The organism is Flavobacterium foetidum (assembly GCF_004634245.1).
GTDB classification, from domain to species: Bacteria; Bacteroidota; Bacteroidia; order Flavobacteriales; family Flavobacteriaceae; genus Flavobacterium; species Flavobacterium foetidum.
In genome coordinates, this window is record NZ_SJTF01000006.1 from 141,750 (window position 1) to 167,147 (window position 25,398).

Annotated in this window: 14 protein-coding genes and 2 tRNA genes; 9 read left to right on the forward strand and 7 right to left on the reverse strand. The window is 37.6% G+C overall.

The annotated features are described in order from the left end of the window. Window position 1: 1 nt before the first annotated feature. The 3 genes from der to era form a co-directional block, all read right to left on the reverse strand. The gene (gene der / locus E0W73_RS09750) at window positions 2-1,315 is read right to left on the reverse strand and encodes a ribosome biogenesis GTPase Der (protein ID WP_135221887.1); all 1,314 of its coding nucleotides are present in this window, start codon (window positions 1,313-1,315) and stop codon (window positions 2-4) included. A 285-nt stretch (window positions 1,316-1,600) separates the two neighbouring features. Further along, entirely contained in the window at window positions 1,601-2,194 is a 594-nt protein-coding gene (locus tag E0W73_RS09755) for a CHAP domain-containing protein (RefSeq protein WP_135221888.1), read from the reverse strand. Between the two features lie 134 nt (window positions 2,195-2,328). Next, window positions 2,329-3,210 (reverse strand): GTPase Era, encoded by an 882-nt coding sequence (gene era / locus E0W73_RS09760; RefSeq protein ID WP_135221889.1) that lies wholly within the window; start codon window positions 3,208-3,210, stop codon window positions 2,329-2,331. A 117-nt stretch (window positions 3,211-3,327) separates the two neighbouring features. Here era and E0W73_RS09765 point away from each other — a divergent pair. Next, window positions 3,328-3,400 (forward strand) — tRNA-Met (locus tag E0W73_RS09765). A gap of 112 nt (window positions 3,401-3,512) precedes the next feature. Here E0W73_RS09765 and E0W73_RS09770 read toward each other — a convergent pair. Beyond that, window positions 3,513-4,010, reverse strand: a complete 498-nt coding sequence (locus tag E0W73_RS09770; protein ID WP_135221890.1) for a BTB/POZ domain-containing protein — start codon at window positions 4,008-4,010, stop codon at window positions 3,513-3,515. Window positions 4,011-4,273: 263 nt separating this feature from the next. Further along, window positions 4,274-6,286 carry a M13 family metallopeptidase gene (locus tag E0W73_RS09775; protein WP_135221891.1) on the reverse strand — a complete coding sequence of 671 codons (2,013 nt, stop codon included), beginning with the start codon at window positions 6,284-6,286 and terminating at the stop codon, window positions 4,274-4,276. A 353-nt stretch (window positions 6,287-6,639) separates the two neighbouring features. On the opposite strand from E0W73_RS09775, the gene E0W73_RS09780 reads away from it, so the two are divergent. The 7 genes from E0W73_RS09780 to E0W73_RS09810 all read left to right on the forward strand — a co-directional run bounded on the left by E0W73_RS09780 (window position 6,640) and on the right by E0W73_RS09810 (window position 22,677). Next, window positions 6,640-11,490, forward strand: coding sequence for a RecQ family ATP-dependent DNA helicase (locus E0W73_RS09780; RefSeq protein WP_135221892.1), 4,851 nt, complete (start codon window positions 6,640-6,642; stop codon window positions 11,488-11,490). Window positions 11,491-11,675: 185 nt separating this feature from the next. Then, on the forward strand, window positions 11,676-12,509 hold the full coding sequence (locus E0W73_RS09785) for an alpha/beta fold hydrolase (RefSeq protein ID WP_135221893.1): 834 nt from the start codon (window positions 11,676-11,678) through the stop codon (window positions 12,507-12,509). Window positions 12,510-12,513: 4 nt separating this feature from the next. Beyond that, window positions 12,514-13,008 (forward strand): RNA polymerase sigma factor, encoded by a 495-nt coding sequence (locus E0W73_RS09790; RefSeq protein ID WP_135221894.1) that lies wholly within the window; start codon window positions 12,514-12,516, stop codon window positions 13,006-13,008. Then, window positions 12,995-13,564 carry a hypothetical protein gene (locus E0W73_RS09795; protein WP_135221895.1) on the forward strand — a complete coding sequence of 190 codons (570 nt, stop codon included), beginning with the start codon at window positions 12,995-12,997 and terminating at the stop codon, window positions 13,562-13,564. Before E0W73_RS09790 ends, E0W73_RS09795 begins: the two co-directional genes overlap by 14 nt. Before the next feature lie 588 nt (window positions 13,565-14,152). Further along, window positions 14,153-14,224 (forward strand) — tRNA-Glu (locus E0W73_RS09800). 152 nt (window positions 14,225-14,376) lie between these two features. Then, on the forward strand, window positions 14,377-21,759 hold the full coding sequence (locus E0W73_RS09805) for an HYR domain-containing protein (RefSeq protein WP_135221896.1): 7,383 nt from the start codon (window positions 14,377-14,379) through the stop codon (window positions 21,757-21,759). A 3-nt stretch (window positions 21,760-21,762) separates the two neighbouring features. Next, entirely contained in the window at window positions 21,763-22,677 is a 915-nt protein-coding gene (locus E0W73_RS09810) for a PorP/SprF family type IX secretion system membrane protein (protein WP_135221897.1), read from the forward strand. A gap of 55 nt (window positions 22,678-22,732) precedes the next feature. Here E0W73_RS09810 and E0W73_RS09815 read toward each other — a convergent pair whose 3' ends face one another. Further along, window positions 22,733-23,050, reverse strand: a complete 318-nt coding sequence (locus tag E0W73_RS09815) for a hypothetical protein (protein ID WP_135221898.1) — start codon at window positions 23,048-23,050, stop codon at window positions 22,733-22,735. 72 nt (window positions 23,051-23,122) lie between these two features. After that, window positions 23,123-23,590: an inner membrane protein YiaA gene (gene yiaA, locus E0W73_RS09820; RefSeq protein ID WP_135221899.1), complete on the reverse strand. Its 468-nt coding sequence runs from the start codon at window positions 23,588-23,590 to the stop codon at window positions 23,123-23,125. A gap of 127 nt (window positions 23,591-23,717) precedes the next feature. Between yiaA and E0W73_RS09825 the strand changes: the two genes are divergently transcribed. Beyond that, on the forward strand, window positions 23,718-25,235 hold the full coding sequence (locus tag E0W73_RS09825) for a hypothetical protein (protein WP_135221900.1): 1,518 nt from the start codon (window positions 23,718-23,720) through the stop codon (window positions 25,233-25,235). Window positions 25,236-25,398: the final 163 nt, after the last annotated feature.

Here is a 25,398-nt window from a genome sequence, read left to right on the forward strand (position 1 = left end):
ATTATTTTTCTCTGATATAAATGTCAATCGGAACTCCCGAAAAATCCCAGTTTTCTCTGATTTTATTTTCTAAATAACGCTTGTAAGGCTCTTTTACATACTGCGGCATATTGGCGAAAAATACAAACTGTGGTACCGCTGTTGGCAATTGCATACAGTATTTAATTTTTACGTATTTCCCTTTTGTAGCCGGTGGCGGATAAGCCTCGATTACTTTCAGCATATAGTCATTAAACTTAGACGTTGGAATTCTTTGTTTTCTGTTTTCAAAAACCTGAACTGTAGTTTCAAGAGCTTTAAGCAGACGCTGTTTTGTTAAAGCCGACACAAACAAAATAGGTACATCTGTAAAAGGCAGTAGTTCTTTTTTGATTTTTGCTTCGTAATCACGAGTAGACATGGTATCTTTTTCTACCAAATCCCATTTGTTTACCAAGATTACAACTCCTTTTCTATTCTTTTCAGCCAACCAGAAAATACTTTGGTCCTGACCTTCAAATCCGCGTGTTGCATCGATTACCAGAATACAGATATCGGCATGCTCAATTGCACGTACAGAACGCATTACAGAATAAAACTCTAAATCTTCTTTTACTTTTGCTTTACGACGAATTCCTGCAGTATCTACCAAATTAAATTCGAAACCAAAACGATCAAATTTGGTATCAATAGCATCACGAGTTGTTCCTGCAATATCGGTAACAATATAACGGTCTTTACCAATCAGGGCATTAATAAAACTAGATTTCCCGGCATTTGGTCTTCCTACAACTGCAAAACGAGGCAATTCTGTTTCTGGCGCAACGGGCTCTGGTTTTTCTGGGAAAGCTTCTATCAAGGCATCTAATAGATCACCTGTTCCGCTTCCAGAAATACTTGCAAAAGTGTAATAATCGCCTAAACCAAGGTTATAAAACTCTACAGCGTCTTTTTCGCGCATGGCGTTATCCACCTTGTTTACAGCCAATAAAACTGGTTTTGTAACTTTACGAAGCAATTTCGCCACGGTTTCATCCATTGGAGTGATTCCTTCCTCAACATCAACTACAAAAATAATAACATCGGCTTCATCGATAGCAAGTTCTACCTGTTTACGGATTTCGCCTTCAAATACGTCGTCGCTTCCGCGTACGTATCCACCGGTATCAATGACAGAAAACTCTTTTCCGTTCCACTCGCTTTTACCATAGTTTCTATCGCGGGTAACCCCAGATACTGAATCTACAATAGCTTCTCTTCTTTGTATCAGCCTATTGAAAAGGGTTGATTTCCCCACATTAGGTCTTCCTACTATCGCAACAATGTTATTACTCATTTTTTTGAATTTTAGATTTTAGATTTTAGATTTCAGATTCTTAGCTTCCTAAAAATCTAATTGCTTGTAATCCAAAATGCTTTGTTTAAATTTTTTGCAAAGGTATGTAAAAAAGTCGCTAAGTTGCTAAGATTCTAAGTACCTAAGTTTTTTATTGTTATTTTTAGGAGCAATTTCCAGCTATCCGCTTTATCTTTTCCTGGTCTCGTTATAAAAAAACGATACCAGGAAAAGGATACCGCTCCTATCTGGGCTAGAGCTTATAGGTTTCAAGAACGTTTATCGTTATTCTTTTCTCAACCAACCTAACAGTCTTTCATTGTCTATTTTATAATTTCCGTTTTGGTTTTTCAGGTCAAAAACCTCTCTTGAACTGCCGAAAGGTCCCGGATTCTGCTGTATAATTTGGATTTCGTTTTCAGATACATTAGAAATTATAGCCACATGTCCGAATCTATTTAGCAGCGAACCTGAAAAAATCACTAAATCTCCTACTTGAGGTTTTGAGTTGCTCGGATTTTTATATTGCACCAATCCCCTGCTTTTGTTCCAACTGCCATCTGGTGTTTTCGAATCAAAAAAATCTTTTGCGTGGCCGTACGCATCTGGCATTTTGTGTTTGTAATATTGGTAATAATACCTTTTTACAAATTCAACACATTGGTATTTCAGCCCTAGATTATAGCTGTCTTTTGTGATATTTCTGCCAGAAACATGGTCAACTCCTCCATTATAATAGACCTTTACGCCATTTAAACTGTCGAGCGGTTGTCCTATTTCGTAGTCGCTGTTAAGATTTAATCTTTTAACCACTTTTATTCCGGCGTATACCAAAACAAAAACTGAAATGATTACCAGCGTAATTTTTTTAATTTTCATTTACTTTCTTAAAAAAACCGAATCTTTGTTGAGTTTTGTTTGCGTGAGGGATTGAGGCGATATCCTTTTGTGAAGTGAAACGGAACAAAAGATAAAGCCGAAAGCCCGACCCGGAGGGGCACGTCCAAGTCATCTTACTGATTATAACCGAATCGTTTCAGCATATTGGCATTGCTTCTCCAGTTTTTATTCACTTTTACGTAAAGCTCAATGTGAATTTGTTTTCCGAAGAATTTCTCTAAGTCGGCACGAGCATCGGTTCCTACTTTTTTAAGCGCTGCACCTTTATGCCCGATGATAATTCCTTTCTGTGTATCGCGTTCTACCATAATCACAGAACGGATTCTGATGATATTTTCGGTTTCATGAAATTCTTCTGTTACAATTTCTACTGCGTATGGAATTTCTTTAGCGTAATTCAATAAGATTTTCTCACGGATGGTTTCGTTAACAAAGAAACGTTCTGGTTTGTCTGTTAATTGGTCTTTTGGATAATAGGCTGGTGATTCTGGCAATAAATCAATAATTCTTCCGAAAACTTCTGGGACATTAAAATTCTGCAATGCCGAAATTGGGAAAATTTCTGCATTTGGCACTTTTTCTTTCCAAAAAGTAACTTGCTGCTCTAACTGTTCTTGATTTGAATTATCGATTTTATTTAAAAGCAATAAAACTGGAATTTTTGCATGAATGATTTTCTTGAAGAAATCTTCGTCTTTAAGGTCCTGCTCGCCTATTTCGACCATATAAATTAAAATATCAGCATCTTCAAAAGCCGATTTTACAAAGTTCATCATCGATTCCTGCATTTCGTAAGCTGGTTTGATGATTCCTGGAGTATCTGATAAAACCAATTGAAAGTCTTCTCCGTTTACGATTCCCAGAATTCTATGACGAGTAGTTTGTGCTTTTGATGTAATGATTGACAATCTTTCTCCGACGAACGCATTCATCAGTGTTGATTTTCCAACATTTGGATTTCCGATAATATTTACGAACCCTGCTTTGTGTGACATTTTGAGTATAATTTATTCTGCAAAGGTAGTCATATCAAGTTAATAGAGAAAATAAAACATTTTTTAAAATTTTCGTTGTTTTTCTCAAAAAACGACGTATCTTTGCACCCGAAACATCGCGGGATAGAGCAGTAGGCAGCTCGTCGGGCTCATAACCCGAAGGTCACAGGTTCGAGTCCTGTTCCCGCTACTAAGATAAAACACCACTTGAAAAAGTTGGTGTTTTTTTGTTTTACAAACCTCTTAGTCTCAACATTCCGTTGCATTCACGAGCGTGACGTTCGCGCTAGCGAAGTTGAATTTTAATCATCAAAAGCCTTATCATATTGGTAACTAATAATACCGTCTGTTATAATTATTTCCTGTTTGCCATCACTTAGTTTTCCTGAGAATGTTGCATAGAAACAGGAATTTCTATTAATTATGACATCACTTGTAAATTCCCCTTTAAGAAAATCTCCATCAAATGATACCTTATCAATATATTGATGGTAATGAAATTGTTGAATTATATTTTTACCCGTTTTTTTATACGGCAAAATAACTGCAATCCCCTGTTCTCTTAAAGGATCATTGCTTCTTCTGTCGCCATTTAAATGTAATTCGTATCCTTTTGACCTTAAATCGATTCCATAGCCTAAGGCTTGGAAAGTCTGAGGTGTGCCGTTCACCACCATTGATATGCTGGTTGGCTTGCAATTGAGGTCCTCTGCCTGATTTTCGTCGTCTCTGTTACAAGAAACTGTTACGAGAACTAAAATTGCAAATAATAGGTTTTGAATTTTCGTTTCTGATTTCATATGGTCGTTTTTGTTATTTGTGGCAACTTACATATATGCATGACAAACCTCATCGTGATTTTATACCAAATGTAATAGATAATTCTTATAAACAATCAAAATGTTTTTTAATTTGCTGATATTCCATACCTACATGAATGCAAAACTCAACAACCAAATACCCACAATTGCGGCTGTTACAATTTCAAAACAAATAAAAAAATGCGCAAAGTCCATCTTAGACAGTTGCGCAGTTTTTCATGGGAAGATTTTGGCAAATTATACTACCAAATCGTTATCCTATCTTTCTTCGGTAAAAACATTTTATCTCCAGGTTTCACATTAAAGGCATCATAAAATGGCGTCGTGTTCATTAAAGGGCCATTTACACGCCAATTTGGTGGAGAATGCGGGTTATTGTTAATCCATAAACGAAGGAATTCGTCTTTCATTTTTACTCTCCAAATTTTGGCTATTGAAATAAAGAAGCGTTGATCCGGGGTAAAACCGTCAATTTTTTCATTTCCTTTTCCTTGTTGGGTCATTTTAAAAGCATCGTAGGCAACAGCGATTCCGGCAATATCGGCTGTATTTTCGCCAACCGTCATTGCGCCATTAATGTGTAAATCATTCAAAACAGTATAGGTGCTGTACAAATCGATAACCTGCTGTATTCTCGACTTAAATTGTGCATAATCTTCTTTTGTCCACCAGTCTTTCAGGTTGCCATCCTTGTCATATTGCGCCCCTTGATCATCAAAAGTATGCGTTATTTCGTGGCCTATCACCATTCCGATACCGCCATAATTAAGAGCATCATCGGCATTATTATCAAAATACGGAGGCTGCAAAATTCCCGCAGGAAAAACAATTTCATTTGCGGTAGGATTATTATAGGCCGTAACTGTTGGAACTGTAGTGTACCATTCTGATCTATCGACTGCTTTGCCCACTTTTGCCAATTGAAATTGATAAGCAGCTTTAGAGGCCGAAACCACATTCTCAAAATAAGTATTTCTAGCAATTTGTACCTTACTGTAATCTCTCCATTTATCCGGATATCCTATTTTCTTGGTTATGGCAAACAATTTTTCTTTGGCTTTTTGTTTGGTCACAGGACTCATCCATTCCAATTTATCAATTCTGTTGGCATAAGCTTTCTGCAAATTATTCACAAGAGTCAGCATTCGTTTTTTGGCATCTTCAGAAAAATATTTCTTTACATACAATTCGCCCAGCGCTTCGCCTAAATAATTGTCAATCACATTTGCCATTTTTTCGCCTCGCGATTTTTGAACAGCTTGACCAGAAAGCACTTTAGTATATTCAAATGAAGCATCTGCAAAAGGCTTGCTTAAATATTCCGCATATCTTTCTATAGAATTTGCTTTCAGGTAAATTTTCCAATTATTAATCGGAATTGTTTTCAAAAGCTTATTGAGAGCATCATAATAGGCAGGCTGGCAAACATTGATAGAATCGGTTTTGGCCCCTACATTTTTTAAGAAAGTAGTCCAGTCGATATTTGGATGTCTTTTTACGAGATTTGTAACAGCGATTTTATTGTAATTTGCCTGTACATCTCGAAGTTCGACCTTGGTTTTATGCGAAACGGCTATTTGTTTGTCAATACTGTAAACCAAATCAGCATTCTTTTTTGCTTCATCGGCATTGCTGCCTGTTAATTGGAACAATGATGCCAGGTATTTTTTATACGCTTTCTGTATGGCAACAGTCGATGAATCTGATTTGAAATAATAATCCCTGTCAGGCAAACCTACTCCTGTTTGATAGATTTCAGCAATATTCATACTGCTGTTTTTTTGATCCGGTGATACGCCAAAAGCTATAATCGAATAATTTTCTGCTTTTACTTCATTACTCACAAAATCCATTAGAGAAGGCAAATCGTTGATTGCTTCAATTTTGGCAAGCAAAGGTTTGATAGGCTCGTAACCGCGTTTGTTAATGGTTACAGTGTCCATACCCGATGCATAAAAGTCTCCTACTTTTTGCGCTATACTTCCTTTGGGATTGTTGCTTTTTGAAATACTGTCTAATATTCCTTGCAGTTTCATTCGTTGCGGGAAATTCATAAACATATAAGCGCCCACTCCGGCTTGAGAGGCAGGAATTGATACCGAATCATACCATTTGCCATTTACATATCTGAAAAAATCATCACCCGGTCGTAATGTGGAATCTATTCCTGTAATCGCAACATTTTTTTTTCCTTGATGTTTTGAGCAGGCTGTCAAAGCTAAGAATGCTATAAAGAGCATTAATGAATTTTTCATAAGCTAGAGGGTTTGCATTAAAATGAGCTGGATTACGTTTTGAAGGCAGCTCTTTTAAAATTGATATTTGAGCATCGTTAATTTAGCAGAACAATATATGAATTCGCTTTTAAATTATAAAGTTTTTCTTAGAGTCACTTCTAATTATTCACGAAAAATATGTTTTCAAGAATAGAATTAAAAGCGAATAAATGCGATTTGTAATGCTAAAAGCCTCTAAAAACCTGATTTCTGATAAACACTTTAAATTGTAAGAATTAAATGTTAAATTAGCATATTATCATCCTAGCTATTAACCATTTATTGATTTACAGTTAAGATAGCCAAACCAAACCATAATCTCGTTGAATTTAATGCTGATAGAGGAACAAAATAGTACCCGATTAGTTACATTTATTGACACCGAAATCGAGCCTACAAAAGGCAAAATCCTTGATATAGGTGCCACTAAGGAAAACGGCAATCATTTCCATAGAACTTCTGTGGCAGATTTTACCCAGTTCTTGAAAGGGAGTGAGTACATCTGCGGGCACAATATTCTGAATCACGATATAAAATACATCGGAAAAGCGATCTACGATGCCGGCATTAGTCCTTTCAACATAATCGATACTTTGTATCTTTCTCCGTTATTATTTCCAACAAATCCTTATCATGCGCTGCTCAAGGATGATAAACTTCAAACAGAACACAGAAATAATCCGTTGAACGATTCTGTTAAAGCACGAGATTTGTTTAATAGTGAAGTCGCCGCTTTCTGGCAGATTGAGGAAACGCTTAAAGATATATTTTATCTGCTCTTACAGCATACCAAAGAATTTGGAGCTTTTTTTCGGTTTGTAAATTATAGAAATACCCATTCTGATGCAGAAGCAAAGATTAAACAAAAGTTCAGAGGAGAAATTTGCGAGCAGTCTGACTTAACCAAAATAATTACCGAACATCCAATAGAATTGGCCTATTGCTTATCATTAATCAATTCTTTTATAGTCCATAGAAAAGTTCACTCGATTACGCCTCCATGGGTTCTTAGGAACTATCCCGAAGTAGAGCGCATAATGTTGTTATTGAGAAGTAAACCCTGTATAACGGGCTGTAATTATTGCAATCAGGCTTTGGACATTCACAAAGGACTAAAAAAATTCTTTGGTTTTGATTCCTATCGAACTTATGGTGGCGAACCGCTTCAGGAAAAAGCAGTCAAGGCGGCCGTAAACAACAAATCGGTTCTGGCGGTTTTCCCAACGGGTGGCGGAAAATCAATTACATTTCAGGTTCCGGCGCTTATGAGTGCTGAAAATTCTAAGGGTTTGACCGTTGTAATTTCTCCGCTTCAGTCGTTGATGAAAGACCAAGTAGACAATCTTGAAAAAAACGGAATAACAGAAGCTGTCACACTTAACGGATTATTAGACCCAATTGAAAGGGCCAAATCTTTGGAAAGAATTGAAGACGGCTCTGCTTCTATTCTCTATATCTCTCCAGAATCATTGCGTTCAAAGACTATCGAAAAGCTAATTCTCGGCCGGAAAATAGCTCGTTTTGTAATTGATGAAGCCCACTGTTTTTCGTCATGGGGACAAGATTTTAGGGTGGATTATCTGTATATTGGCGATTTCATCAAACAAATTCAGGAAAAGAAAAACCTTGAAGACGGCATACCTGTTTCGTGCTTTACCGCAACTGCCAAACAAAAAGTGATTGAAGATATACGAGATTATTTCAACCGTAAGTTATCGTTGGATCTTGAAGTATTTTCGTCTAAAGCTTCTAGGACAAACCTTCAGTATAAAGTGTATGAAAAACAAAATGAAGAAGAAAAATATTTGGCTTTACGGAATCTCATTGAAGAGAAAAATTGTCCGACAATCATTTATGTGTCCAGAACGCTCAAAGCTTACAAACTTTCTGAACAATTAGTCAAAGACGGTTTTAATGCAAAACCTTACCATGGAAAAATGGATAAGCAGGACAAAACCGAGAATCAGAATTCTTTTTTAAGCGGCGAAACACAAATTATGGTGGCTACTTCTGCATTTGGCATGGGCGTAGACAAAAAAGATGTTGGTTTGGTCATTCATTATGAAATTTCAGATTCACTTGAAAATTATGTGCAAGAAGCCGGGCGCGCAGGAAGAGATGAAAATATCTCAGCAGATTGTTTTGTGCTTTTTAACGAAGAAGACCTCAGCAAACACTTTATTCTGCTTAATCAAACCAAACTTTCCATTAAAGAAATTCAGCAAGTTTGGAAAGCGATAAAAAACATTACAAGATTTCGTTCTAAAGTATCTAATTCTGCTTTAGAAATTGCCCGAAAGGCTGGCTGGGATGATAATGTTGTAGAAATAGAAACGCGTGTAACTACTGCAATTGCAGCGCTTGAAGATGCAGGATATCTAAAACGCGGACAAAATATGCCGAGGATATTTGCAAACAGCATTTTGTCTGAAAATGCGCAAGAAGCTATTAACAAAATAAATGCTTCTAAAAAATTTGAGGAGAACCAAAAAGAGCAAGGCATTCGTATCATAAAAAAACTCTTTTCTAGTAAAAGCAGAAAACAGGACAATAGCGAAACGGCCGAATCAAGAGTGGATTATATTAGCGACCATTTGGGGATTGTAAAAGAAGAGGTCATCAATGTGATAAACTTGTTGCGTGAAGAAAACATCTTAGCCGATGCCAAAGATTTGACTGCATTTATAAAGAATACAGACAATAAAAACCGTTCTCTTGCCATAGTCGAGGCATATAGCAAAATAGAAAACTTTTTACTTCTGGCTTTCAAAGAAGAAGAAAGTAATTTTCATTTAAAAGAATTGAATGAAGAAGCTGAAAAAAATGGCTGTGAAGGTATAAATACCAATAAACTAAAAACGATAATCAACTTTTGGTCTATTAAAAACTGGATTAAAAGAAAGTACTTGGAGTATTCGAGAAACCATATTGCGGTACTCTGCCTTCAAAGCAAAGAGCTTCTAAAAGACAAACTCGAAAAACGCCATGAACTCGCTGCGTTTATTATTGAATTCTTTTATAACAAAACCACCACGGAGGCAGTAAAAGGTCAGACTGAAAAAGATGAAATTTTGGTTGAGTTTTCAGTAAATGAGCTCAAATACGCATATGAGAATAGCTTCAGCCTTTTCAAAAAGGAAATTAGCATTTACGACATTGAGGATACGCTGTTTTATCTTTCAAGAATTGAAGCCATTAAGATAGAAGGCGGTTTTCTTGTGGTGTATAATGCCTTGACCATTGAGCGCACCGAACAAGATAATAAAAAGCGCTATACTAAAGATGATTATCAAAAGCTTAACCAATTTTACGAAAGCAAAGTGCAGCAAATCCATATTGTAGGCGAATATGCCCAAAGAATGATAAACGATTACAGAAATGCGCTTCAGTTTGTAGAAGATTATTTCCAGCTCAATTATGAATCGTTTTTGAACAAATATTTCAAAGGCAGCAGACAGAATGAGATTAAGCGAAATATTACACCAGCAAAATTCAGACAGCTTTTTGGAGAATTGTCTCCTACACAATTGAAGATAATCAATGATAATGAAACGCAGCATATCGTCGTGGCAGCAGGTCCTGGAAGCGGAAAAACAAAAGTGTTAGTCCATAAACTGGCATCGCTTCTTTTAATGGAAGATGTCAAACACGAACAATTACTCATGCTGACCTTTTCGAGGGGCGCAGCGACCGAATTCAAAAAGCGTTTGTTGAAGTTAATTGGCAATGCGGCAAACTTTATTGAAATCAAGACATTCCATTCTTACTGTTTTGACCTATTAGGCAAAATCGGCAGCTTAGAAAAATCGACCGATATTTTGAAGCTTACTGTCGAAAGAATTAAAAACGGCGACGTCGAGCCTAATAAAATCACCAAAACTGTTTTGGTAATTGACGAGGCCCAAGACATGAATGCAGATGAGTTTGCTCTTGTTAATGCATTGATGGAACAGAATGAAGAAATGAGGGTTATTGCTGTGGGAGATGACGACCAAAATATTTATGAGTTTAGAGGAGCAAGTTCTAAATATCTGGAACAGTTTATTTATGATAACAAGGCTATAAAACATGAATTGGTAGAAAATTACCGCAGTAAAAGTAATCTGGTTGCCTTTACGAATGAATTTGTTAGGCAAATTAGACATAGACTAAAAGAAACGCCTATCATTGCGAATCAAACCGATAACGGAAAAATAAAAGTTGTTAAGTATCAAAGCAATAATCTTATCACACCATTGGTAACTGATATAGTCAACACCGATTTTTCTGGAACTACCTGTGTGCTCACAAAGACAAACGAAGAAGCTGTAAAAGTTACAGGCTTACTTTTAAAAAACGGCATCAAAGCAAAAATTATACAATCTAACGACGAATTTAGTTTATGCAATCTTATTGAAGTTCGTTTTTTACTCGATAAAGTAGATGTAGATGACACTGTTTTCACGATAAGCGACGAGGTTTGGGACCACGCCAAGCGAGAGTTAATCAATACTTTTCGCAACAGCAATAAATTGGAGATTTGCCTGAATATCATCAAAGATTTTGAAGCCACTAATCCTCATAAAAAGTACAAATCTGATTTAGAAGTTTTAGTCCGGGAATCAAAATTGGAAGATTTCTATAATGAAAACGGCGAAACCATTTTTGTATCGACCATTCACAAAGCAAAAGGTAAAGAATTTGATACGATATTTTTATTGCTGGAGAATTTGAATGTTGCTGCAGATGAAGCCAAACGGCAATTGTACGTAGCTATGACCAGAGCTAAACGTAATCTAACTATTCATCTAAATGCAGACTATCTCAATCATTTGACTGCCGAAAACCTCGAACAAAAAAACGATTTTGAAACTTACATCGCTCCCGATAAAATTGCTGTACATGCCACTTTTAGAGACATCTGGTTAGACTATTTTATCAACAGACAGGATTTAATTTCACAATTAACTTCTGGGGAACAATTACATTTTACGGGTGACGAATGCTTAAATTCAAATGGCCAATCTGTTTTGAAATTTTCAAAACTACTCCTTAAAAAAATTGACGAAATGAGATCTAGACACTATGAATTAAAAAGTGTAAATGTGAATTTCATATTGTATTGGCTTAAAGAAGGAACTTCTGAAATCAAAATAATTTTGCCTGAACTTTATTTTGAGGCTGCGACCAAAAATGAAAGCTAAATAGTGAATTTGTTTCTTTCATTTAATTCTCAGAAAACAAAAATAGGCTTCTTTTCGCTCCACTAAACCACTGTTTATCAGACACAAAATAATATTTATAAAAATAATTTCAAAAAATATACTTTTTTGAGGTAACAATTACAATAGCACTGTATCAAAAGGTAAACCTTAAAAAATTAAATCTTATGAAAACGAAATCTATTTTAATTATTGCATTCATCCTTCTCATTTCACAAGCTGTTTTTTCTCAAACTGCCTTTAAGGTAGATGTTAAAGGAAAAGGAGCTCCTGTCCTGTTATTCCCTGGTTTTGGCTGTACGGGAGAAGTGTGGAACGAAACGGTGGCCGAACTTTCTAAAAATCATGAATGCCACATTTTTACTTTTGCTGGATTTGGAAATGTTCCTCCAATTGAAAGTCCTTGGTTGTCTACTATAAAAAATCAGGTCATTTCTTATGTAAAAACTAAAAAGCTGAAAAACGCGACCTTAATCGGTCATAGTCTCGGAGGAACTTTAAGTTTGTGGCTGGCGTCTGAAGAAACTGATTTATTCAAAAAAATAATTTTAGTTGATGCCTTGCCGGCAAGTGCAGCTTTAATGATTCCAAACTACAAAGGAGAAACGATTCCGTATGATAATCCGCAGAGCAAAATGATGCTGGCTATGGACCAAAAGTCTTTTAATGCAATGAATTCACAATCGACTTCATTTATGTGCCTGAACAAAGAAAAACAACAATCAATCAATGAATGGATGAGCATTGCCGACAGAAAAACGTATGTTTACGGTTACATCGATATGCTTAACTTAGACCTGAGAAAAGAAATCGCCAAAATTAAGATTCCAGTCGTAATTTTAGCCGCAACAAATCCAGATTTAAATACGGTGCAGAACACCTATAAAGCTCAGTACGAAAATCTGCCATCTGTAAAAATCCATTACGCGGCAAAATCAGCACATTTTGTAATGTACGATCAGCCAGAGTGGTTTATGGAAAAAGTTACATCAGAATTATAATAAAGTGGCCAGCAAAGAACAATTTAACGAGATATACAACAAACATTACGATAAAGTATTTCGTTTGTGCAAAGGTTATTTTTGTGGAGATTCTGAATTGGCTTCTGATGCAGCTCAGGAAATCTTTATCAAAGTCTGGGAGAAATTAGACACTTTTCGAAATGACTCGAGCATCAGCACCTGGATCTACAGGATTGCCGTAAACACTTGCCTTCTTTATTTAAGAAAATCATCTTCCAAAAAGGAAATCAGGACAGATGTCTTGCCCCAGGCTGTTTCCGAAAACTATTCGAGCGAAAAAGACGAGCGGCTTCAACAGATGTATCAATGCATACAAAAGCTTGAAGAAACAAACAAAATGATAATCTTAATGACTTTAGACGGCGTAGAATATCAGGAAATATCAGAAGTAATCGGGATAACCGAAGAAACCCTTCGTGTCAGAATCCACCGAATCAAAAAAAGTTTAACTCAATGCGTACAAAATGAAAACATTTGACGAATTACAAAATATCTGGAATCAGCAGAAAGAATCTGATACAAAACCAACAGCCGCTGCAATCATCAAAAAAGCAGAGGAACATACCAAAAAAATTAAACGTAGCCATTTTTGGACCAAAGCGATTTTAGGTTTAACCTCAATAATATTAATCTCTTATTACATTTGGGTAGGCGCGTATAAACAAACATTATTTAGTTTTGGATTATGCGTTATGATCATAATGCTTCTTGTTCGCATCGCCCTTGAATGGATCAGCGCAAAAAAATTAGAGAACCTAAATACCGATGTTAATTTGATGGAATACAGCAAACTGGCACATCGATTTTACGAATGGAGAAAAAAAATACATTACATCCTCACTCCCATCATTTATGCGACTTATACCGCTGGTTTTACCTTGCTTTTACCTGTTTTTAAAGCCAATTTCTCAAGAGGATTTTATCTTTACATTCTATTAAGCGGTTATATTTTTTTATTGGTTTTCGGATTTTTTATGATAAGAATAATCAAAAAAGAAATTAAGCTTTTGAATTTCTTGAAAAACATTTCTTAAACCGATTTACTGTTTGAAACCCGTTGGGTGAAATAGAATAAAATAGCTTCATTCAAGAATTAAAATCTAATTTGATCTGCTAAAATCTGTGTGAAATCCTTTTGCTTATAAATTTTTCACGCAGATTCAAACAGATTAAGACAGCTTTATATCTAAGCTGATTTAATAGAATTGAAAAAAAATAATTTCACCTAACGGGTTAACCACAAAATTAAACTATTCGCATCTAAAACTACAGCCATTTACTGATTGGCTTGCGGTCTTACTTGTACCTTCTTGATACTAGTAAAATTTATGGCGAGACTATCTAGGCAAAACAGAACAAAATCTTAAAAGAATATTCTTTCAAAAATCAAAAACTTCACTTTTGCTTAAAATTTATTATTCAAATAAAACGTCCTTTTTCGCATTCTTTTCGATTCAAACAAACATTTATTAATCAAACAAATACGTGTTTCTTAATTAATTTTATTTGGTAAAACTCATCAATAAAAATGCTCCTTGATAAGAAATTCCAGAAAACTTTTTCCTGAATTCTTTTGCACATTCCAAAAATAATTGCACTTTTGCACCCGCAATAGCAAAGCAGGTCCGTTCGTCTATCGGTTAGGACGCCAGGTTTTCATCCTGGTAAGGGGGGTTCGATTCCCCCACGGACTACAAACACAAAGCTTCAGAGAAATCTGGAGCTTTTTTAATTTGTGCTTATTTCATCTTTTTACTTCAATGCAAGGCTACAGCTAAATCATTATTTATAGTGATGTTTGAAATTTCTTCACAATCTATTTTTGCTTCAAAACATATAGACTGTAATGGGAAATTTAAAAATTACGCTACCAAAAAAATGGTTTCACATCATTTTTATATTGCTATCGGGCTTAAGCAGTTTGCACAGCCAGCAAAGAAGCCCCGAAAAAAAAACAACCGATACCTCTGTAATTGCGTCTGTTCCTTCAGACAATTCGCTTAATGCTGTTTCGAATACTTCTGCAAAAACGGCTAAAAAAGCTGCAGATACAGAACCGCCCACTATCATTTGTCCTCCTGACCAAAAAGTTCCCTGTGGCGGCAAAATTGACAATTATTTTCACTTACTGACGGTTAGGGACAATAGCGGAGGAGAAATTATAATCACACAGACTCCCGGCAGAAATTCTGATTTCTACGACGGAATGAAAGTGGTTTTTACGGCTACTGATCCATCGGGAAATAAAAGTGAATGCGAAATCACGATTAGGTCTACGGTTCCTGATGTGCAGCCTCCGACGTTTACCTGCCCGACAAATGCACGTTTAAGCTGCGGTTCAAAACTGCCATACTATCCTACTTTGAGCATGCTCAATATGAGCGATAACTGCACCGAAGATGCCTATATCACCCATACCATGACACCTCCAGCAGGAACATTGTTTTATGATGGCATTCCGGTGCATATTGAATATATGGATATGGCCGGAAACAAATCTTCCTGCGATTTTGTCGTAAGATTAGACAAACCTGATACTACGAAACCAGAAATACGTTGTAATTCTTTTCCGGATAGAGTGCCCTGTGGCGCTGCCCTTCCCGATTATAGAGCTACTGTTACTGCTTCTGACAATTGTGGAGGGCTGGTTACAATTTCACAATCGCCTCCACCCGGAAGTGCATTTGTCGATAATATGCTCGTAACCATGACTGCTACAGATCCATCTGGAAACACCAATAGTTGCAGTTTTAATGTGAGGCAGGCATTTGATAATGTTCCTCCTGTTTTAAATTGTCTCCCAAATCAGACTTTGGCTTGCGGTTCTACACTTCCAGATTATACTAAACTTGCTTCGGCATCAGATGATTGTGGAGGAGCTGTTACCATCACCCAAAATCCTTTACCGGGAACCTCTTTTAGAAGCGGCATGAGCATCCAGCTGACTGCCACCGATAAAGATTACAACCGAACGACCTGCACTTTTGTTGTAAATGCCTTAAATGATGTAACACCTCCTGTAATAACATCCTGCCCTGGAAATCAAACTCAAAATTGCAGTTCGTTAAAAGATTTCACTTATTTGGTTAGAGCTACAGACAACTGTGATAGCACTGTAAAAATAATACAAAGTCCGGCCGCAGGAACGCAATTTACACCTGGAATGACGGTTGTATTTGCAGCATCAGATCCTTCAGGCAACACCTCTACCTGCAGCATAATTGTAAATTCGACTTGTCCTGCCAATCAAAATCAGGAATGTGGTCTTTTAAAAGATTACACCTCCCTTTTATACAACACAGGATGCGATTTGAATCCGAAAGTAACACAAAGTCCTGCACCCGGAACGCCATTTACACCTGGAATGACAGTGGTACTTACTTCTACCGATTCATCAGGCAACAGCATTTCGTGCAGTGTGGTAATCGATGGAAGACGTGATGTGAGGGCGCCAACATACACCTGTATCGGAGATCAAATTTTATCTTGCGGCAATCTTCTTCCCGATTACGGGCCTTTGTTTAATGCAAAAGATGATTGTGATCCCTCGCCAGAAATTCAGCAGGTACCTGCTCCCGGAAGCCCTTTTGTGCCCGGAATGGAAGTATGGATTTCGGCAAGAGATGCTTCAGGAAACAGCACTCCGGCCTGTTATTTTAAGGTAAATTACGGAAGTGACACTGTCCCTCCTGTCATCGAATGCTCTTCTACTGTTACCATACCATGCGAAAGCAAGTATTTGCCTGATTTCAGTTCTATCTTAAAGATAAAAGACAATTGTGACCCAAGGCCAAAAATAACGCAGACACCAAACGCATTTACTGCTTTGACAGCGGGTATGCCAGTAACAGTTACTGCAACAGATGCTTCTGGAAACAGTTCGACATGCAATTTTAATATAACATTCGCGCCTGATACCGTAGCACCTGAATTTTACTTATCAAATCCTACCTACCAACATACATTGGATTGTGGTGCCACGCTACCGTTTTATGGCCCTGCTGCAATTGCCGTAGACAAATGCAGCTCAGATATAAAAATCACACAAACTCCCGAACCCGGAACTATTGTGAAGGCAGGAACTGTAAATGTCACTTTAACTGCTATAGATGACAGCGGAAACAAATCATCACTTACTATTCCAGTAAAGGTAAATCCAGACACAACAAGTCCTTATTTTAGTTATATGAACTCCCAATATTTATCATGTGGCGATATGTTGCCTGATTATTCTAAAGTAGTAATTATAACCGAATCATGCGATCCTAATCCATCTATTGTACAGACTCCCGCACCTGGTTCTCCATTTGTACCAGAGATGGCTGTGACCCTTACGATAAAAGATGCTTCTGGAAACACTTACTCACAGTCTTTTACAGTATATCGAAATCCTGATACGGTGAAGCCAGTCATTTCCTGTATCGGAAACCAGAACCTCAGCCCTGGCAGTGTTTTACCCAATTACGTTTCGATGGTTACTGTAACAGACAACTGCGACCCTGCACCCGTAATAACACAAACTCCTGTGGCGGGAACCGCGGCAGCCGATGGTGAAACGGTTACCATTACGGCAAGAGACCAATCTGGCAATTCATCGACTTGTTCATTCAAAATAATCTTATCAGGAACTACCTTACCGCCAGTACTATCTTGTCCAACAAATGAGGAATTATTTGCAGGCTCTAGACTGCCAAACTATGTATCGTTTCTGACTGATGTAACAGATGATTATACCGACGATCTTGATTTAATTTTTACTCAAGACCCTCCGCACGGAACTCTTTTTACTGCAGATACAAAGGTTACCATTACAGCAACAGATAATTCAGGAGCATCAAGCTCATGTTCGTTTACTGTAAAACTGAAAAAAGATTCCCAATCGGTAAATTGTAATGCCACGCAAATTGCGGTCGCTAATTTTAACGGGGCACAAGGTTTTAAAATTTATGGCGAACAGCTTACAAGAGAAGCTGGTTTTAGTGTCAACAATGCTGGAGATATAAACGGTGACGGGATTTCAGATTTTATAATCGGAGCACTTGGTGGCTACAGCACCATGTACGGAAATGCTAAAAAATACAGAGCGATTGCTGGTGCTGCGTATGTTGTATTTGGAAAATCGTCAGGATTTCCTCCACATATCGATTTAGGATTACTGGATGGAACCAACGGCTTTGCAGTAAGAGATGACAAATCAGACACTAGGCACTCGCCTTTTGGATACAATGTCAGCACGGCTGGCGATATCAATGGAGACGGTATAGATGATTTTATGATAAGCGATCATCAACGGGATTCTCCTGACAACACTTATGCTGGTTATGTCTTTGTAATTTTTGGAAAGAAATCAGGTTTTAGCCCAAATCTTAATATTTCTAGTTTAAATGGAACAAATGGTTTTGCTATTTCCGGAAAATCAAGAAATACAGGATTAGGAGGAGGCATTTCGTCTTTGAAAGACATAAATGGAGACGGAATAGATGATATTGCCATTATGCGATCTAGGCCAGATGTAGAAAATGGAGAATGTTATGTAGTTTATGGAAAACGTAACGGTTTTGCCCCTCTACTAAAAATAGGCGATTTAAATGGAACTAATGGATTCACTATTTCCGGCAGTACAGGCATTGGAAAATTAGGAGGAAAAGTATTCGGACTCGGAGATGTAAACGGAGACGGTATTGCCGATTTTGCCCTTAACAGTTATAATAGTTCTGAACAAAAATACAAGTATGTAATTTTTGGCCGTTCTTCTAATTTTCCCGCAAATTTGAGCATCAATATGCTAAATGGAACCAACGGGTTTTTATTAGAAGATTCTGTTACTACTCTAAATACTTACACTCCAATAAGAAATGCGGGAGACATTAATGGCGACGGATTTCAAGATATTGCAATTAGCAATGAATACGTTCTATTCGGACGATCGTCATTTACTTCTACAGTCGATTTAAACAATCTTGACGGAAAAAATGGTTTTAAAATCAGCTATATGAGTGACGGAAAATTTACAAATGTAGGAGATTTTAATGGCGATGGAATTGATGATTTTGCTTTTCTCAGTTCATTTAATACGATACTGGTATTTACTGGAAAAAAAGAATGGCCAGCAACGCTTGGTTCTGAAAAAGCATTGGAAGTTGCCGTAGGCTATGGTGGGAAAACCGATATTGCTTATGCCGGAGATGTTAACAATGACGGATTAGCCGATATCATTATGGGAAGAGGATTTGATTCATCGCACTCGAATTTCAAAGTAAATACAAATCCGGGTGAAGCTTACATAGTTTTCGGAAGAAACGCAAGCGATAAAGAAAAACCAGTATTTAAGGACTGCCCTTCAAATGCAGTTCTCGCCTCTGGAAGCCCAATACCAGATTATACAAAAACAGTTTCAGTAACTGACAATTGTGACGCCAATCCTGTTATTACGCAAATTCCCGAGCCAGGAACAATCTTTTCTGGCACCGAACAGCAGGTAAAAATCACTGCTGTAGACGCAAGCGGAAACACGCAAACTTGCGAATTCAAAATAGTATCCAATGCAGATACCGAAGCGCCAAAAATCACTTGTCTGAGCGACCAAAATCTGGATTGCTCCACCAAGACAATTCCGGATTACACCAAACTGGTGACCGTAACAGACAACAAGGATCTGAATCCGACAATTACGCAGCATCCTGTTGCGGGAAGTGCTTTTGTTGACGGAATGACCGTTACGATCACCGCCAAAGACGCATCAGGCAACAGCGCCGAATGCAGTTTTAAAATCAACGCTTCCGCGGATGCTGCAAAACCGGTAATCACCTGCATCGGAAATCAGACTCTATCTTCTGGAGCCGTTTTGCCCGATTATACAAAACTGGTGACTGTTTCCGACAACTGCGACGCATCGCCGATTATAACGCAGCATCCTGCTCCGGGAACTGCCTTTACGGACGGAATGACCGTTACGATCACGGCAAAAGACGCATCGGGAAATACCGAAAGCTGTTCGTTCAAAATAAATCAGAACATTGTTCCCGATACCGAAGCGCCAAAAATCACTTGCCTGAACGACCAAAATCTGGATTGCTCCACCAAGACGATTCCGGATTACACCAAACTGGTGACCGTAACAGACAACAAGGATCTGAATCCGACAATTACGCAGCATCCTGTTGCGGGAAGTGCTTTTGTTGACGGAATGACCGTTACGATCACCGCCAAAGACGCATCAGGCAACAGCGCCGAATGCAGTTTTAAAATCAACGCTTCCGCGGATGCTGCAAAACCGGTAATCACCTGCATCGGAAATCAGACTCTATCTTCTGGAGCCGTTTTGCCCGATTATACAAAACTGGTGACTGTTTCCGACAACTGCGACGCATCGCCGATTATAACGCAGCATCCTGCTCCGGGAACTGCCTTTACGGACGGAATGACCGTTACGATCACGGCAAAAGACGCATCTGGAAATACCGAAAGCTGTTCGTTCAAAATAAATCAGAACATCGTTCCCGATACCGAAGCCCCGAAAATCACCTGCCTGAACGACCAAAATCTGGATTGCTCCACCAAGACAATTCCGGATTACACCAAACTGGTGACCGTAACAGACAACAAGGATCTGAATCCGACAATTACGCAGCATCCTGTTGCGGGAAGTGCTTTTGTTGACGGAATGACCGTTACGATCACCGCCAAAGACGCATCAGGCAACAGCGCCGAATGCAGTTTTAAAATCAACGCTTCCGCGGATGCTGCAAAACCGGTAATCACCTGCATCGGAAATCAGACCTTATCGTCTGGAGCCGTTTTGCCCGATTATACAAAACTGGTGACTGTTTCCGACAACTGCGATGCATCGCCAATCGTAACGCAAAATCCTGCTGCGGGAACTGCCTTTACGAATGGAATGACCGTTGCGATCACAGTAAAAGACGCATCGGGAAATACCGAAAGCTGTTCGTTCAAAATAAATCAGAACATCGTTCCCGATGCCGAAGCGCCAAAAATCACTTGCCTGAGCGACCAAAATCTGGATTGCTCCACCAAGACGATTCCGGATTACACCAGACTGGTGACCGTAACAGACAACAAGGATCTGAATCCGACAATTATGCAGCATCCTGCAGCAGGAAGTGCTTTTGTTGACGGAATGACTGTAACCATTACCGCCAAAGACGCATCAGGCAACAGCGCCGAATGCAGTTTTAAAATCAACGCTTCCACGGATGCTGCAAAACCGGTAATCACCTGCATCGGAAATCAGACTCTATCTTCTGGAGCCGTTTTGCCCGATTACACAAAACTGGTGACTGTTTCCGACAACTGCGATGCATCGCCATCCGTAACGCAAAATCCAGCTCCAGGAACTGCCTTTACGGACGGAATGACCGTTGCTATCACGGCAAAAGACGCATCGGGAAATACCGAAAGCTGTTCATTCAAAATAAATCAGAACATCGTTCCCGATGCCGAAGCGCCAAAAATCACTTGCCTGAGCGACCAAAATCTGGATTGCTCCACCAAGACGATTCCGGATTACACCAAACTGGTGACCGTAACAGACAACAAGGATCTGAATCCGACAATTACGCAGCATCCTGTTGCGGGAAGTGCTTTTGTTGACGGAATGACTGTAGAAATCAAAGCGTCGGACAAAAGCAACAATACCGCATCGTGCCGTTTTTTAGTGAATGCTGAAATAGTTCTTGTCGACGCTGGAGATGATTTGCAAATCGAAAAAGGCCAATCTGTAGATTTATTGGGAATTGCAACGAGCAGCGGAACTTTTGAATGGAAACCTTCAATCTATATGAATAACAATCTGGTATTTAACCCAACCGTTACGCCTCTGGAAACCACTACTTATACCGTTCGTTTTAAAAACAAAAATGGTTGCGAGGCAGAAGATTCTGTTACGATAAACGTAGTTCCGACAGACGATGAGGATAAAACGAAATATGGTTTTTCTCCTAACAACGATGGCATTAATGACTTTTGGAATATTGACGGAATAGAAAAGCATCCTGAAAACGTAGTTTCTATTTACAACAGCTGGGGAGATTTGGTTTTTCAGACAAAAGGCTACAACAATACTACAAATGTTTTTACTGGTATAGCCAACAGAAAACGAAACCTTGGTGCCGATGAATTGCCAGAAGGAACTTATTTCTTCGAAATCAATGTCGACAAACCTCATCATTTCAAGAAACTAAAAGGATACGTAGTTTTAAAACGTTAATTCATGACAAATAAAATAAATGCAGTTTTTATACTGATTAGTGCTGCTTTGTTCTCAGACAACATTTCAGCGCAGCAGACGCCTGTTTTCTCGAGTTATAATTACAATACTGTACTAATAAATCCGGCTCATGCTGGCTATTACGAAAATGGTGATCTTGTTCTAACCGCAAACGGATATTTTAATTCGGTTGAAGGAAGTCCGAGAAACGCAGATTTTACTTTTAATACCCCAAGCAATTCCGAAAAAATGGGATTGGCTGGCGGTATCGCGCATAACCAGATTGGCGTAACCTATACGACTAACTTTTTTGCTTCGTATTCGTATAAGATTTTTTTTGACGATTACAATCAAGGAAGATGGTGGTCGTACAATCCAAATGTTGTTTCGTTTGGAATAACAGCTGGAGCGCAGCTTTATAATGAAAACCTCACCAAGCTCGGAATAGATAATGACCCAGAATTTCAGGAAAACATAGACAGCTTTACCCCAACTCTCGGAATCGGTTTTTTGTACAGCCGAAATCGTATTTATTTGGGTTTGTCTGCACCAAATGTCTTGAGCAGCACCTTTAACAATAAAAACAATACCAATTTAAAAAATGTCTATTATGGTTATTTTGGTTATAGACTTTTTACAGATAGGTTTGAAGATATCGTAATTACGCCGAGTTTTATGGCAAAATATATTGAAGGAGCTCCATTTCAGGCAGATTTGAATCTCTTGATCAACTACAAGAATAAAATCGAGCTTGGCGGAGGCTACCGAACCTCAAATCATTTAAACCTATTGGCTGGTTTTCATATGGGCAGAAATTCGAGATTGATTTTTACCTACAGCAAATCAATGGAAAAAATCGTGCTTCCCGATACTTTCGGTCTCGTTTTGAACTACCGTTTCGGAAACGGATTTGAGTGACAATTGGATTTCTAAAAAAGAAAAGCTTCGGATTTCTCTGAAGCTTTTCTTGATTTTACATCAAAGAAAAAATATTCCATCCGCACAAAATTGAAGAGAATACCATCAAAATTTGTGACGTCTTTTTTAAATATCCCGCATTTTTAGATTTGTAAAAAATGAATGCAGCTATTGCAAACAGCAATATAGTGATGGCAGTTAACAAAAAAGCATTCTGTAGAAATTCGGGAAAAAGACCGAGATAAGCCTTCTTGGTTTCTTCAAAATCAGTGTGCTTTGTACATATATACATCCAGCTACTCATATTCAAAACGCCAGTTGCAAAAAACAGCACACCAATAGTGTAAATAAACGATTTGTATTTCGATTTCATAATCATTCGGATTAAAGTTGAAAAAACCTCAAAACTGCGCAATTTGCGACAGTAATGAGGCCCGCTAAAGAGTTATACAGCAGATTCAAATTGTTTGAGGTCTCGGGTATTTTTTTGTACAGCCAGAGCAGAAAACAATCCTAGTACAAACGACATTCCGAAAAAGCCTTTTTCGCTTAAGAGCAAATCGGCATTCCAAAGACCAATTATCAGCAGTGCTACAGAAGCTATTGTGCTGAACCAGCTTATGCTGTAATACAAATCGGTTACGGGTATGCCTTCTAGCCTGTCTCGAACACTTTTTTGTACAGATATGACAGAGAATAATCCGAAAAGGAGAATTGTAAAATAATACCCTTTTTCATTATAGGCCATATCAGAATTGTAAAGACCGATACAGTACGAAGTCATTCCGATAATTAATGTCATCCAAGATGCGCCAACGAAAGCGGCACTCGGTTTTAGAGGATATGCATTGGTAAATCTTGCATTTTTTGATTCTGAATTGTTGTTTGATTCATTTGGTTTTAGCGGTTCCATAATTTTTTATGTTTTAGAATTATGAGGCAAATATCAGGCTGATACAGGAGCTGGAAAAATCAATTTATCTAAAAAACTGACGATATAAAAATTCATTTTACTATTTTTACACTTCAAAAAAATCCTTATGAATGCACTTGAAGAGCTATCGGATATAATGAATGAAAACGAAAAAAGGGCATTCGTACAGTATTTATCCAAAAAAAACAAACGTAAAGATACCAGCAATATACAATTATTCAATTCTTTAAAAACTGACGATATAAAGTTTAAAGAAAAGAATTATAAAGACAAAAAAAGTGCAGATGCGTATCATGCTCTTAGAAAAAGACTGTACGATAACATGATTGAGTTCATGGCTAATCGAAGTTTTGAAAATGATACTTCTCAAGAAAATGCAATATTGCGTCTAATTGTAGTAAGCCGTTTGTTTTTTGAACATAAACTTGAAAAGACCGCTTTTAAATGCTTGGCAAAAGCCGAAGAAATCGCAATCGGAATTGAGCATTTTAGTCTTCTCAACGAAATCTACCGCACCCAATTGCAGTTCGCACATTTTAATCTGTCGCAGCCTATTGAAAAAACAATTCAGAAATTCAAAGCCAATAAAAAAAAGCTGGAATACGAAGAACAGCTCAATCTCGGCTATGCAGTACTGCGTCGCGAACTGGCTGCTATCTATCATGAAGGACGTATAGTCGATTTTCAGGCACTTATAAAAAATACTATTGAAACTTACGGAATATCACTAAAACAGGGTTTAACCTTTAAATCGCTCTATCAAATACTGTTTATCGCCAATGAATATGCTTCTATAAACAACAATTATTCGCTTATACAACCTTTTGTGGTTAAAAGCTATAGGTTTATAAGCAAAAAAACAGAGTTAAGAGATAAACATTTATATTACCACATTTACATACTTTATTTTATAGCCAATTTTTATTTTAGGAATGGAGCGTTTGCCGAGTCGTTATCCTATTTACATTCGATGTTTTCGGAAATGCAGAAACAATCTGGAAAATACTATCAGCGTTTCTGTTTGAGGTATTTTTTACTGTTGGCTTTTAATGAAAATTATCTTGGAAATCCTCAAAAAGCAATAGAAATCGCCGAAAAAACTTTAAGCTCAAATAAAAAAACAGATCCAGGAGACCACAATGACATTCGTCTTATGCTGATTGTTTTTTACATTCAGCAAAATGCCGTGCGCAATGCTGCAAAAGAAATGGCAAAACTGAACCATACAGATAGCTGGTATGAAAAAAAAATGAGTCTGGATTGGACCATAAAAAAATGTCTGGTCGAAATATTATTGAATGTACAACAGGAAAACATCGAATTGGCTTTGTCTCGAATAAAAAGTTTTAAACGACGCTACAAAAAATATCTTTTAACGGTAAACGAAGAACGCGTTGTGCATTACCTGTCGTTTGTAGAGCAGTATGTACTGAAACCCGAAATTATTAAGACAGCAAAATTTCAAAATTCGATTGAAGATTTTATTATTGCCGCACAAAACGGACCAAAAGACATCTTAATCATGAGCTTTTTGGCTTTGCTGCTGGCCGAAACAAGACAAAAGCCCGTTTACGAAACAACTTTGAAACTTTTAAAAACCTATTTTCCTTCCGATTCCCTTTAGCACTAAATCGAACTTTTCTGAAGTTTTTTTATTAATTTTTTCAGAAAGTGTTGTTTTCTCATTATTACAGCCTACAACACAAAACACTAGAAGTATTACAATCCTTTTATTCATTTGTTTAATATAATTTAGGAGGCATGTTAAATTTCATTATTTCCGACAA

Coding starts and splice junctions, on each gene's coding strand:
- der (WP_135221887.1), bottom strand. CDS start 1,315: ATGAGTAATAACATTGTTGCGATAGTAGGAAGACCTAATGTGGGGAAA.
- E0W73_RS09755 (WP_135221888.1), bottom strand. CDS start 2,194: ATGAAAATTAAAAAAATTACGCTGGTAATCATTTCAGTTTTTGTTTTG.
- era (WP_135221889.1), bottom strand. CDS start 3,210: ATGTCACACAAAGCAGGGTTCGTAAATATTATCGGAAATCCAAATGTT.
- E0W73_RS09770 (WP_135221890.1), bottom strand. CDS start 4,010: ATGAAATCAGAAACGAAAATTCAAAACCTATTATTTGCAATTTTAGTT.
- E0W73_RS09775 (WP_135221891.1), bottom strand. CDS start 6,286: ATGAAAAATTCATTAATGCTCTTTATAGCATTCTTAGCTTTGACAGCC.
- E0W73_RS09780 (WP_135221892.1), top strand. CDS start 6,640: ATGCTGATAGAGGAACAAAATAGTACCCGATTAGTTACATTTATTGAC.
- E0W73_RS09785 (WP_135221893.1), top strand. CDS start 11,676: ATGAAAACGAAATCTATTTTAATTATTGCATTCATCCTTCTCATTTCA.
- E0W73_RS09795 (WP_135221895.1), top strand. CDS start 12,995: ATGAAAACATTTGACGAATTACAAAATATCTGGAATCAGCAGAAAGAA.
- E0W73_RS09805 (WP_135221896.1), top strand. CDS start 14,377: ATGGGAAATTTAAAAATTACGCTACCAAAAAAATGGTTTCACATCATT.
- E0W73_RS09810 (WP_135221897.1), top strand. CDS start 21,763: ATGACAAATAAAATAAATGCAGTTTTTATACTGATTAGTGCTGCTTTG.
- E0W73_RS09815 (WP_135221898.1), bottom strand. CDS start 23,050: ATGAAATCGAAATACAAATCGTTTATTTACACTATTGGTGTGCTGTTT.
- yiaA (WP_135221899.1), bottom strand. CDS start 23,590: ATGGAACCGCTAAAACCAAATGAATCAAACAACAATTCAGAATCAAAA.
- E0W73_RS09825 (WP_135221900.1), top strand. CDS start 23,718: ATGAATGCACTTGAAGAGCTATCGGATATAATGAATGAAAACGAAAAA.